Source organism: Alteromonas pelagimontana (assembly GCF_002499975.2).
Classification (GTDB): Bacteria; Pseudomonadota; Gammaproteobacteria; order Enterobacterales; family Alteromonadaceae; genus Alteromonas; species Alteromonas pelagimontana.
Genome location: NZ_CP052766.1, coordinates 1,545,359 through 1,557,729, shown reverse-complemented (window position 1 = coordinate 1,557,729; position 12,371 = coordinate 1,545,359). Strand labels below are relative to the sequence as shown.

The 12,371-nt window shown below is 46.6% G+C and carries 10 protein-coding genes; 5 read left to right on the top strand and 5 right to left on the bottom strand.

All coding sequences use genetic code 11. The features are described from left to right. Positions 1–686 precede the first annotated feature (686 nt). The 5 genes from yghU to CA267_RS07015 all read left to right on the top strand — a co-directional run bounded on the left by yghU (position 687) and on the right by CA267_RS07015 (position 6,542). Positions 687–1,541, top strand: a complete 855-nt coding sequence (gene yghU / locus CA267_RS07035; protein ID WP_075608148.1) for a glutathione-dependent disulfide-bond oxidoreductase — start codon at positions 687–689, stop codon at positions 1,539–1,541. Between the two features lie 659 nt (positions 1,542–2,200). Beyond that, positions 2,201–2,722: a YgjV family protein gene (locus CA267_RS07030; protein WP_075608149.1), complete on the top strand. Its 522-nt coding sequence runs from the start codon at positions 2,201–2,203 to the stop codon at positions 2,720–2,722. A 269-nt stretch (positions 2,723–2,991) separates the two neighbouring features. Then, positions 2,992–3,876, top strand: coding sequence for an IS982 family transposase (locus tag CA267_RS07025; protein ID WP_075607931.1), 885 nt, complete (start codon positions 2,992–2,994; stop codon positions 3,874–3,876). Positions 3,877–3,950: 74 nt separating this feature from the next. Continuing rightward, entirely contained in the window at positions 3,951–4,832 is an 882-nt protein-coding gene (locus CA267_RS07020) for an alpha/beta hydrolase (RefSeq protein ID WP_075608151.1), read from the top strand. 252 nt (positions 4,833–5,084) lie between these two features. Further along, complete coding sequence (locus CA267_RS07015; protein WP_075608152.1) at positions 5,085–6,542, top strand: catalase; 1,458 nt, start codon at positions 5,085–5,087, stop codon at positions 6,540–6,542. Positions 6,543–6,738: 196 nt separating this feature from the next. Here CA267_RS07015 and argA read toward each other — a convergent pair whose 3' ends face one another. The 5 genes from argA to argB are packed head-to-tail and all read right to left on the bottom strand — an operon-like array spanning position 6,739 to position 12,368. Next, positions 6,739–8,052, bottom strand: coding sequence for an amino-acid N-acetyltransferase (gene argA / locus CA267_RS07010; protein ID WP_075608153.1), 1,314 nt, complete (start codon positions 8,050–8,052; stop codon positions 6,739–6,741). A gap of 9 nt (positions 8,053–8,061) precedes the next feature. After that, positions 8,062–9,444, bottom strand: a complete 1,383-nt coding sequence (gene argH, locus CA267_RS07005) for an argininosuccinate lyase (RefSeq protein ID WP_075608154.1) — start codon at positions 9,442–9,444, stop codon at positions 8,062–8,064. Between the two features lie 10 nt (positions 9,445–9,454). Beyond that, the gene (locus CA267_RS07000; protein ID WP_075608155.1) at positions 9,455–10,660 is read right to left on the bottom strand and encodes an argininosuccinate synthase; all 1,206 of its coding nucleotides are present in this window, start codon (positions 10,658–10,660) and stop codon (positions 9,455–9,457) included. Between the two features lie 14 nt (positions 10,661–10,674). After that, the gene (locus CA267_RS06995) at positions 10,675–11,586 is read right to left on the bottom strand and encodes an ornithine carbamoyltransferase (RefSeq protein ID WP_075608156.1); all 912 of its coding nucleotides are present in this window, start codon (positions 11,584–11,586) and stop codon (positions 10,675–10,677) included. Beyond that, on the bottom strand, positions 11,583–12,368 hold the full coding sequence (gene argB / locus CA267_RS06990) for an acetylglutamate kinase (protein WP_075608157.1): 786 nt from the start codon (positions 12,366–12,368) through the stop codon (positions 11,583–11,585). Before argB ends, CA267_RS06995 begins: the two co-directional genes overlap by 4 nt. Positions 12,369–12,371: the final 3 nt, after the last annotated feature.

Sequence of the window (12,371 nt, the reverse complement as noted above, 5' to 3'; positions counted from 1 at the left end):
AGATTCTGATTTACGCGTCCGCCTTCCGTAGATGTTATCGGTTTTTTCTCTATTTCCATAGGCAGATCCGCACACAAGCCATTGCTCAGCGTGCCCCCCCGTTTGCAGACAAAGAAGCCGTACGTTACTTTGTGAACACAAAGCAAGTGCGACTGATACAGCTTCAGGAAGTGAGGCGGCTAAGCTGGCTGAGGAAAACGTGACTTCCTAATTCTGCGCAGCTCTGTTGCGAAAGAGGCTTGAACGGGAACTCTATTTTCTCTGGGCTGATCGCTTATCAATGTGGATTAGTATAACTATGTAAATTGGAAGGAAAGTGTTGCAGAACTGCAACATTAATCTTTATCTACCCTGCAGAAGGTACTCTTTTTTCTATATAATCATTTGAATATTAAAGCTTTTAAATTAGTGGCACGGACCTTGTTATAACAGTGCTAGAAAGCAAGTATGGAAAGCAGCCACCGAGTCGACAAGCCTGTTGTTTAATCATCAGCTAGCAGAATTAATGGCATATCTTTCCCTGAATTTATAAGACTAGTAGGACAAGCACTAGTCTGTCAGTTTGCGGGCAACGGAGTGTCCGCCTTTTATTTCCCTGAATGCCGTTGCAAAGGTCGCCCGCAGTAGATTCAACCAAAGTCGCGATTGACGCGTACCACACTTTAAGACAGTAAAAGGAGTTAGAGATGAGCAAAAGTGATGAGTACACTCCGCCTAAAGTGTGGAGCTGGAACCAAGACGAAGACAGCGGGTGGGCAAAGACTAACAGGCCTATCGCTGGACCAACTCACGAACAAGCGTTACCCGTTGGTGAACATCCCTTACAGCTGTATTCCATGGCGACCCCTAATGGACAGAAAGTCGCTATAATGCTGGAGGAGTTACTGGCATTAGGTATTAAAGAAGCAGAATATGATGCCTATACCATTAACATTGGTGATGGCGATCAGTTTTCCTCTGGTTTTGTGCAGGTGAACCCCAATTCCAAAATACCAGCCTTGATGGATCATAGCGTAAGTCCGCCGTTACGGGTTTTCGAATCAGGAGCAATATTGCAGTATTTGGCTGAAAAGTTTAATGCTTTCATCCCGGCAGAGCCAATAGCGAAAGCAGAATGTCGTAACTGGCTATTCTGGCAGGTAGGAGCAGCGCCATTTTTGGGAGGAGGCTTCGGACATTTCTATCATTATGCACCTGAAAAACTCGAATATCCCATCAATCGGTTTACGATGGAAACAAAGCGCCAGTTGGATGTGTTAGATAAACATCTGGCGTTTAATCATTACTTAGCCGGTGACGAATATTCCATAGCGGATATTGCGGTATGGCCGTGGTATGGCGGGTTAGTACTGGGAAAATTGTATGACGCGGCAGAATTTCTGCAAGTTGATGAGTATTCTCATGTGAAGCGATGGGCCACTCAAATTGCTGAGCGTCCGGCGGTTCAGCGGGGAATTATCGTAAATTGTACTTGGGGTGAGAGTGGACAGGTACCCGAACGTCATAGTGCTAAAGACATTGATGAAGCAATCGTAAAGTAAGCGAAGAGGATGTTCATTTCTCGCACTTTAGTATTAAATCTGACGGAAAAATCGTCTTTTTCTACAAATTAAGTTGTAAAAATCTCTGACACTAATAATTTCATCGATCTAAAAAAAACTTTGGGGTATGAGAGTATGAATAAAAATGCCCCGTTTACTGCTTTGGATCAGTAAATGGGGCATTCAGCTTCCTTTGGAATGGAAAGGGGATGGCAAATTCCAAACTTAATGCACTTTGGAATGGATGAAGTTGTAACGAATTTGCCAAAAAACGTAAAAGTATGGAGGTTTTCCTCCACGCTTTTCCTATTTCTTACAGCGACTATTGCAACAATTTCATTTTTTCATTAATGCAATATGGGGGCCAAATAGCTAAGTCGTTGTTTTACATCATAAATTATTCCTAATTGAAGCGCTCGTGTAAAATTTACCGACATCGTGTAAATTGTTCCCAGAGATTTCCTTCGTGTCGGGTAGATAGCTTCAGATCTTCCAGAGGCCAAATTTTCCGTTAGATTTTTCATCATCCTGCCGGTAAACCTTATGACTTCTCCCTAGGTAACTTTCATGGAGACAATTGTCTTATTGAGCACAAATTGATAGGGTAGGCACATCACTTCTATCTTTGCCATCACACCCGCCGTGTTGCCTACTATCCAATGAATTTACCCGACTTCAATTTTGCTCAGGCTGTAGGAATGTTGAGCTTTGCCCTCGGTATTTTGTGTTTTTATCAGCATGATGACCGACGGCTCAAAATTGTCATGGTAATCATGAACCTGAACCACACCTTGCATTTTGCCTTACTTGGTTCAGTGACAGCCGCGCTCAGTGCGCTGTTATCAGTAGCTCGTACCGGTTTATCATTAAAAACATCTTCAAAACCGGTTGCTTATATCTTCATATTCATTACGTTTAGTTGGGGAATATACTTGTCGGATTTCTGGTATGACATGTTTCCTATCGTCGGCAGTTGCATTGGCACCTACGCTATTTTTTGCTTAACGGGTATCCGTATGCGAATAGGATTTTTACTCGGAGCTCTTTGCTGGCTAACAAACAATATTCTGGTGGGATCAATTGGGGGCACATTACTGGAATTTACTTTGCTGGTTGTGAACCTGTTTACGATTCGACGTATTCATAAAGCCTCTAAGACCTCAATTCCTTACGAAAGCTAGCGCCTCTCCAGTCACGCATGAAAATAGTGGCATATTGGACTTGTCGACCTTTGCTACACAACTGAACAGCAAAGGTCAACAGGCCTTAGTAGCATATCGGAAAAGTTAGGGTATAGTGGAGCGTTAACGTCACAAACCTGAGTCTGGAAAAAGCCGCGCGCCATCAAAAAAGCTATGTAACCCCAATCCTGTTTAAGAAATTGAACTAAAAGCCTGTTCCAAGATCGGATCTTTCGACAAAGAAATGACCAAATCAACAAGGAACAGGCATGAAGAATCTAGTTGAATTATTTTGCGATGTCGATGACTTTTGCAAAGTGTTTATTCCCCAATGGCAAAAGCAGCTACTTGAAGACGGCACCAGAAGACGACGACGTGAGTGCCGTATGTCAATGAGTGAAATGATGACAATCATCATCGGTTTTCACATGTCACATCATCGCGATTTTAAGAATTATTACTCGGGATATGTAAGAGTATTTTATCGCAACGCATTTCCTGATTTGCTTAGTTATACGCGCTTTTTAGAAGTAATGCCGCGAACAATTGTGCCCATGTGTGCCTACTTCAGTACTTTAAAGGGAAAGCCTACAGGCATTGAATTCATTGACTCTACCAGCCTAAAGGTTTGCCATAACATTCGCATACCTCGCCATAAAACCTTTGACGGGATAGCGCAAAGAGGAAAAGGAACAATGGGCTGGTTTTACGGCTTTAAACTACACTTGATAGTGAACCATCTGGGTGAAATCGTGGCGGCAAAAGTGACGACGGGGAATGTCCATGACACAAAACCTGTCGAAGAATTAGCTCGACATTTACCCGACAAATTGTATGGCGATAAAGGGTATTTGAGCAAAGCATTAGAAGCTAATTTATTTGAGAAAGGCGTCAAACTTATCACCACGGTTCGCAAAAATATGAAAGCAAAAGCGATGTCTTTATGGGACAGAGCGATGCTATCGAAGCGCTTCATTATTGAAACTATCAACGACCAATTAAAGAACATTTCATACATTGAGCACTCAAGGCATCGCAGTATAAATGGTTTTACACTCAATTTAATGGCTGGTCTGGTGGCTTATTGTCTTAAAGAAAACAAGCCATCCCTTAATATCAGTGACATTGAGCGCAATGCGATGGTTGTTGCTTAAGCCGATCTGGGGTTATGTAGATAGTTAGCGGGCATCACTTCTTGTCTCCCTTTTCAGGTCTAAAAGGAATAGAAATGAGAAACGGAATTTCCATAATGTTGCTGCTGTGGTGGGTTAGCGGTTGCACTACGCTTAACATCAGTGAATCTCAGATAATGCAGCCGATGCACTCTGACGTCGCTTCCGTACAAGTAATAGCTTCGTTACCCGAGGGTTACCAGCAGCATACACATTGGGTTGAGCAGGAAGACGGCAGGCGAGCCTATGGTGTTTCAGCGCGTCATCCTGATAATTCTATTACCATCCTTTATTTTGGGGGCAATGCTTTCGATGTCTCCAGTCAAGGGGCGGGAATAGTAGAAGCATTTACCAAAATGAATGTGAACATATTTTTATTTGACCATCCTGGTTACGGCAAAAGTACAGGCACTCCTTCTGTAGAATCTCTTAAGTCAAATGCAGTGGCAAATTTTGACTACGTAAAAAGCATGGTAAAGGGCAAGTTGCTGGTGCACGGGTTGTCGCTCGGTAGCTTTGAGGCAGCGCATGTAGCGATGCGACGTCCTGTGGACGCTTTAGTGTTAGAAGCTGGAGCAACTAACGTAACAGAATGGGCTGATACCCTCGTTCCTTGGTACGCCACGCCGTTTGTGAAGCTGGAAATAGATGATAAGTTAACCAAAGTGGATAACGTGGAGGTAGTGCAGTCACAAACTGCTCCTCTGCTTATAATGGTAGGTGAGGACGATCAGCAGACTCCTCCGCAATTATCAAAAAAACTTTATCAAGAGGCAATCACTACGCGCAAAAGATATCACGTATTTCGCGGTTTAAAGCATGGTGAAGTAATGGGCGATACAGCAGTGTATACAGTGTACAGCGCCTTTCTTAAGTCGTTAGAGAACCCCGGTGACGGCAATGCTGAGCCATCTCTCTCCCTGAAATCACTGCCTTAGTTCGTAATACGGGCCTCATAATTCCTTTCGCGGCCTAACTTATCCTCCCTTTCCAACAACCGGCTAAACGAAGCAGGAACGGGTCAATCTTTTAAATCGATTAAAGTGATTAGTAATGCGAGATAGATTAGATAATAGCGATTAGTTACTCTTCACCGCAAGAAGGGCCTCAACAAGAAGCGCCTGATAACCATGTTGTCGAAGCTATCGCACTGAGGCGGTAGAAATTGGTTTACCCTTGAGGATTTGAAAATGAGTAATGAAAGACGTTGTCCGATGACTACCAGCGCAGGCGCCCCCGTAGCGCAAGATAATCAAAGTCGCACTGCGGGAGCTCGTGGACCAGTTACTTTTGACAATCACTATCTTTTCGAAAAGCTGGCGCATTTTAATCGCGAAAGAATACCTGAAAGAGTTGTTCATGCCAGAGGCAGTGCTGCGTACGGAACATTTACATTAACCAAAAGTTTATCAAGTTATACTATTGCAGACTTCTTGCAAAACGTGGGTCACCAAACTGATGTGCTGCTGCGCTTCTCTACAGTAGGCGGCGGTCAGGATTCAAGTGATTACGCCCGCGATCCCCGCGGCTTTGCCTTAAAGTTTTATACTCAGCAAGGAAATTGGGACATGGTCGGAAACAACACGCCAGTGTTTTTCCTGCGCGACGGCATTAAGTTTCCTGACTTTATCCATAGCCAAAAGAAGAACCCGCGCACTAATTTGCCGGATCCTCAGGCTATCTACGAATTCTGGGCAAATAACCCACAGTCGTTACATCAATCTACCATATTGATGTCTGATCGCGGTATCCCGTTGTCCTATCGTCATGTCAATGGATACAGTTCTCATACGTTGAGCTTCTGGAACCGTGACGGCGAGCGTTATTGGGTGAAATGGCACTTTAAAACTAATCAGGGTATTAAAACGCTGACTAATGAAGAAGCGGCTAGAAGGCCGGCATATGGCGCGCAACAGGATTTGGTGGAAAGTATCGACAAAGGTGACTTTCCTTCCTGGACAGTAAAAGTGCAGATCATGACGCAGGATGATGCCAGATACTATTACATTAATCCCTTTGATCTTACTAAAGTCTGGCCACATAAAGACTTTCCATTAATTGAAGTCGGGCAATTGGAGCTGAATCGCAACGTAGATAACTTCTTTGCAGAAAATGAACAGGCTGCTTTTGCACCCAGTAATTTAGTGCCGGGAATTGGCGCTTCGCCAGACCGGATGCTGCAGGCTCGCCTACTTGCGTACCAAGACGCGCATCGTTATAGAATGGGCGCAAACTACAATCAGATTCCGGTAAACGCTCCGCGTTGCCCTGTACACAATTATCAGCGGGACGGCGCATTTGCAGGAATTAACCCCAATCTTGCAGGCAGCGGGGCGAACTTTTATCCGAATAATCGCGGTAATCAAGGAGCGCCGGTAGCTGTACCGGAGGTTGATGAGCCGCCTATGCCGCTGGAAGCAGATGCCTGGCTAGATGTACATAACAACGAGAATGACGATAACTTCACCCAAGCGGGTCAGCTATTTCGTCTGATGAGTGAAGATCAGAAAAATCAATTGGCATCAAATATTGCTGGTGGATTAAGTCAGGCAACCGCAGATGTTCAAGAAGCGATGTTTGCTCAGTATGAGCAAGCCGATCCTGACTATGCTGCAAGAGTAAAAGCGGCAATAGCGGCGATAGAGTAAAAGTGGTTCTGCCCGGGGGAATACCTTCGGGCAGGCTCCAAGAGAGCGAACAAGACCGTCCGCCCGCCTGTCGAATAGCTCTGCACCTCCCGTCTTGCCAATATCGCTATGATACAAATCCACCACGTGCCGCTTTCGCACAAAAAACGCTCAATAGTCGCGCTGGGTTTAACAATGGCAGCATAAGCTGCCATTGTTAAAGGAGCGAAAGAGTATAAACTTTTGAATTGCGCTGGTAATTGTAGAGTTCTTTCTTGGCTGTAGGTAATGCGCTGATATCTGCAGGCACAAATCCGTGCTCGAGAAACCAATGACCGGTCACGGTGGTTAACACAAATAACGTGTGGACTTCCGCTTCTAAAGCACGCTTTTTAAGTTCTTCCAAAATTCGATCACCGCGGTTCTTCCCCCGATAATCCTGATGCGTGGCTACACAAGCCAGTTCAGCGCTACCGTCAGCCGGATAGATATAAAGCGCGGCGCAGGCGATAATCATCCCGTCGCGCACAATAACGGTAAACTGGTTAATCTCACTTTCAAGACGTTCGCGAGAACGTTTAACCAGTGCTCCACTTTCTTCTAATGGCTTAATCAGCTTAAGAATACCACCAACGTCATCAATAGTGGCACCGCGCAGCTGTTCATAATGATGCTCAAGTACCAGGGAGCCGGTGCCGTCGCGGGTAAATAGTTCCTGTAGTAATGCACCGTCTTTTTCATAGCTGATACAGTGGGCGCGGGGAATGCCGGCGCCAACGCTGGTGGTGAGGGCGCTCAGTACCGTTTGTTCTGTCTGAATTTCTCCTTGCGATATCATCTGTTCCAATTGCGGACGTTCAATGGTTCTTAACAACTTACCATCTTGATTAAAGATCCCATCAAAATTGGAAAACACGATTATCTTATCCGCTTTTAACGCAATGGCGGCTTGCGTAGCGACGTCTTCATGAGAAAGGTTGAAGACTTCGCCGGTAGAGGAATATCCCATGGGTGAAAGCAGGACAATGGAACCATCGTTCAGATGATCATTAATGCCAGTAGTGTCGATACGCCGAACCAGACCGGTGTTTTCAAAGTCAATACCACCACGCACGCCCATGGGTTTAGCTACCACAAGATTGCCCGACGCCACGCGAATTTGCGCGCCATGCATCGGAGAATTGGGCAACCCCATAGTGAACAACGCTTCAATTTGAGACCGCACTGACCCGGCAGCGTCTTTTACACATTCTAATGTTTGTTTGTCGGTGATGCGTACAGCATCAGCAAAGCGCCCTTCAATTTGTCGCAGGGCCACACGTTGATCTATCTGAGGCCTGGCACCGTGCACAATAACAACGCGCACGCCCAGACTGTTGAGCAGAGCAATATCATGGATGATATTGGCAAAGTTACTATGTTCAATGGCCTCGCCGCCGAACATCAGGACAAAGGTTTTGCCCCGATGCGCATTAATGTAAGGCAATGAACTACGAAACAGCTTAATTCCATCGTAATGGGACAGCACCATAGGGAATACTTATCCTAATTTATCCAGGTTTTCCAGTTCCTGATACAGCGCTTTTGTCACCGTTTCGGCACTGGTTCCACCGAGTATATTGCGTTTATTTACGCCGTATTCCAGTTGCAGTACCGGATAGACGTCGTCATCAATTTTTTCACACACGGCTTGCAGCGCCGACAACGGTAGATCTTCAATAGCGCAGCCCGCGTTAATCGCCGCTACCACCACTTGACCGGCGATATCATGTCCCGTTCTAAATGGAATGCCTTTGCCTACGAGGTAATCCGCCAGTTCTGTTGCGTTGGCGTAACCTTGTGTAGCGGCTTCCCGACAACGGGCTTCGTTAATATCCAGCGAATCCAGCACTTCGCTGGCGATGCACAAACAGCAGTGCCACTGGTTTACTGTATCAATGGCGCCTTCTTTGTCTTCCTGCATATCCTTGTTGTATGCCAACGGCAGCCCTTTCATGGTAACCAGCAAAGCTTGCAAGCTGCCAAACACACGGCCGCACTTGCCGCGGATCAGCTCCAGTGCGTCTGGATTTTTCTTTTGCGGCATCAATGAAGAACCCGATGTTACGGAATCCCCTAGCTGCAAGAATCCCGCTTCGCCTGAATTATAAAAAATCAGATCTTCTGCCATACGAGACAGATGCATCATGCTGGTGCTGGCACAAAATAGCAGTTCTAACACAAAGTCTCTGTCGGATACCGCATCCAAACTATTAAGGCAGGGTGAGCTAAAACCCAGTTCTTTGGCGATATTTTCCCGATCAACCGGGTAGGTGGTGCCTGCCAGTGCGCCTGAACCCAACGGACATTGGTTCATCCGCTTTTTAAGGTCAGAAAGGCGACTTAAATCCCGTTTAAACATTTCCACATACGCCAGGCACCAGTGGGCAAAGTGAATAGGCTGGGCACGTTGAAGATGCGTATAACCAGGAAGTATGGCTTGTTGATGGCGACTGGCGGTATTTAGCAGCGACCGGATGACGCCGATTAAATCGGCTTTTAACGAGCCGATGTGTTCGCGTACCCAAAGACGAAAATCTGTGGCTACCTGATCGTTTCGGCTGCGTCCGGTATGAAGTTTACGGCCAATGTCTCCCAGCTTTTCGATTAACGCCGCTTCAACAAAACTGTGAATATCTTCTTCCGGGCTGGCTGCGAAATCCAGCTCACCGTTTTCAGCTTGAGTTTTCAACGTAGTTAATGCCGCCTCTAACTGCGATTGTTCATCAGCAGTGAGTACCCCTGCTTTTTTTAATGCCCGAGACCAGATAATGGAACCCTGCATATCCTGCGTGGCCATGACCTGATCAAAAGGCAGGGAATCGTTAACCTGCCGGAACATGCTGCTGCTATCTGCCGCGAAACGGCCGCCCCACAAAGCCATACTTTTCTCCTTATTGTTGCTTTTTCAGCGCTTCGATTCGGCTTGATAAACTGAACAGGCGGATAAAGCCTTCTGCATGCTTCTGGTCATATACATCATCGGCGCCAAAAGTCGCAAAGTCTTCGGAATACAAGCTGTTAGGAGAGCGACGTTGGGTAACGGTGGCCTGACCTTTATACAGTTTAACCACTATATCGCCTGTCACTTTTTTAGCAAAAGTAGCAGCACCCGCTAACAATGATTCGCTTAGCGCGGTGAACCAGCGGCCATCATACATGACGTGCGAAAATTCCAGCGCCAGTTGTTCACGGTATTTCAAGGCGGCTTTATCTAACACCATTGTTTCCAGTGCTTTGTAAGCCTTCAGCATTACTGTGCCGCCTGGAGTTTCATAACAACCGCGAGACTTCATGCCAACCAAACGATTTTCCACAATATCAATGCGGCCAACACCATGTGCAGCAGCGATGGTGTTCAGTTTCACTAACGCGTTATACGGTGACAGCGCTTCATCGTTAACATGAGTCAGTTTACCTTCGTTAAACGACAGCGTAACGCGCTCGGCTTTATCTGGCGCTTCTTCAGGGTCTACTGTCAGGGTCCATACCTGTTTCGAAGGCTCCTGCCATGGGTCTTCTAATTCGCCACCTTCGTGGGAGATATGCCACGCATTGGCATCACGGCTATAAATTTTAGTAGCTGATGCTGATGTTGGAATGTTGCGCTCTGCCAAGTAGGCGAGCAAATCTTCACGAGATACCATATCCCATTCGCGCCACGGGGCCACCACCTGTAAATCCGGTGCCAGAGCGGCAAAGGTGCTTTCAAAACGCACCTGATCGTTGCCTTTACCGGTGCAGCCGTGGCTTAAAGCATCGGCACCGACTTTACGTGCAATGGCAACCTGTGCTTTGGCAATAACCGGACGCGCCATAGACGTACCCAATAAATATTCGCCTTCGTATACCGCGCCTGTTGTAATCGTGGGATAGATGTATTCGCTGACAAACTCTTCTTTTAAGTCAACGATGTGGCATTCGCTGGCGCCAGAGGCAATGGCTTTGTCATGCAGGCCTTGCAACTCTTCATCACCTTGACCCACATCAGCGGCAAAGGCCACCACTTCACAATCATAGTTTTCTTTTAGCCATGGAATAATGGCTGATGTGTCAAGCCCGCCAGAATAGGCCAGTACCACTTTTTTTACTTTTTGCATAAAACCCCGTCCTCTCAGGAACCTAGTAGATGAGTTAAAATGGCATTTTGCCCGTGCATTCTATTTTCAGCCTGTTGCATCAGTAACGATTCGGCGCTATCAATGAGAGTACCGGTGATTTCCAGATCCCGGTGCGCAGGCTGACAGTGCATCACGAAAGATGCACCGGTTGCCGCCATCATGGCTTCATTTACCTGATAGGGCATAAATTTGTCTTTAATGATTTCCAGCGGCGTGTCGTCACCCATGGAAAGCCAGGTGTCAGTGTAGATGACATCGGCACCTTTTGCGGCGGCGAAGTTGTGGCTTTGAGTAATTTGCGCGCCGGTTACTTCGCCAATTTGTTTCGCTTTGGCAAAAATATCCTGATTGACTTCGTGACCTTCTGGCGTCACTACGACCTGATGACAACCCAATAGCGCCCCTACTATCAACAAAGAATGGGTGACGTTGTTGCCATCGCCTACATATGCCATAGTGACGCCCTGGGTTTTGCCAAAACGTTCAAACACAGTGAGATAATCGGCCAGGCCCTGGCATGGATGATATAAATCGCACAGCGCATTTATTACAGGAACTTTTGCAGCTTTGGCAAATTGTTCCAGCGTACGATGAGAATAAACCCGCGCTACAATGGCATCGGCCCAACAGGCAAGATTCGCAGCCATATCTACAGCATCTTCACGACCAGCCAACTTGCCAGCCTGACTGTCCAGATACACCATATGGCCACCCAGACGATTAATGCCAATGTCGAAACTGACGCGCGTTCGCAAAGACGGCTTCTCAAATAACGCCACCACCGACTTTCCAGCCAGTACATTGGCGTAACTTGCCGGTGACTGCTTTATCTCTACCGCCAGCGCCAGCAATTTCTGCATATCTTCTGGCGACCATTCTGCAAACGTCAGTAAATCCTGTTTCATTGCTTTTCTCCCGCCTTCACAGGCTGTGGGGTGATTCGTGTTCCAGTGTGTTGTTGTAATATGTCTTCAAGTGAGGCGCTCCAACTGGCAATTGTCACAGGCTTGCCTAACGAATTTGCCGCGAGCATGGCAGCATCGGTTTTCACCTTCATTCCGTCTAATATCACGCCGTCGACAACCAGCTTATCAATTGCGGTTGCATCCAATTGAGTGAGCAATTGTTTACTTGCATCCAATACACCCTTAACGTTGGATAGCAAAATGAGTTCGCCATTCACTAATTGGGCAATGACTGTAGCGGCTTGGTCTGCATTTATATTCAGCAACCTGCCTTGTGCGCTGCTACCGATAGAACTTATCACCGGCAAAAACTGCTGGGCCAGCAACGAGTTAAGCAAGTTTGCATCTTGTGCGACAGGCGTACCGACTGCACCATACTTATCATGCATGGCCGTACAATTAACCATATTACCGTCCAGTAATGACAATCCTACAGGCGTAATTCCCGCTTTAAGCGCCGTAGCGCAAAGCGTCTTATTAGCGCTACCAGCCAGCGCGCCACAAATGTAGGGCATGTGTTCGTCAGGTGTTACCCGCAAACCATCAATTTTACTGCTTGTCAGGCCAAGGCTGGCCATTAATGTTTCAACTAGCGGACCGCCGCCGTGCACCAGCACAACCGGCCGCTGGTGCATAATCGCCTGAATATTTTGTAACAGATTATCTGCTGCCGCCTGATCCTCAAGTAGGGCGCCACCAACTTTAATGACTATGGGTGACATAAA

What these genes read in the sequence shown, in the direction of transcription:
- CA267_RS07000 (WP_075608155.1), bottom strand. Translation starts at nt 10,660, where the DNA reads ATGCAAAAAGTAAAAAAAGTGGTACTGGCCTATTCTGGCGGGCTTGAC.
- CA267_RS07025 (WP_075607931.1), top strand. Translation starts at nt 2,992, where the DNA reads ATGAAGAATCTAGTTGAATTATTTTGCGATGTCGATGACTTTTGCAAA.
- argA (WP_075608153.1), bottom strand. Translation starts at nt 8,052, where the DNA reads ATGGTGCTGTCCCATTACGATGGAATTAAGCTGTTTCGTAGTTCATTG.
- argH (WP_075608154.1), bottom strand. Translation starts at nt 9,444, where the DNA reads ATGGCTTTGTGGGGCGGCCGTTTCGCGGCAGATAGCAGCAGCATGTTC.
- argB (WP_075608157.1), bottom strand. Translation starts at nt 12,368, where the DNA reads ATGTCACCCATAGTCATTAAAGTTGGTGGCGCCCTACTTGAGGATCAG.
- yghU (WP_075608148.1), top strand. Translation starts at nt 687, where the DNA reads ATGAGCAAAAGTGATGAGTACACTCCGCCTAAAGTGTGGAGCTGGAAC.
- CA267_RS06995 (WP_075608156.1), bottom strand. Translation starts at nt 11,586, where the DNA reads ATGAAACAGGATTTACTGACGTTTGCAGAATGGTCGCCAGAAGATATG.
- CA267_RS07030 (WP_075608149.1), top strand. Translation starts at nt 2,201, where the DNA reads ATGAATTTACCCGACTTCAATTTTGCTCAGGCTGTAGGAATGTTGAGC.
- CA267_RS07015 (WP_075608152.1), top strand. Translation starts at nt 5,085, where the DNA reads ATGAGTAATGAAAGACGTTGTCCGATGACTACCAGCGCAGGCGCCCCC.
- CA267_RS07020 (WP_075608151.1), top strand. Translation starts at nt 3,951, where the DNA reads ATGAGAAACGGAATTTCCATAATGTTGCTGCTGTGGTGGGTTAGCGGT.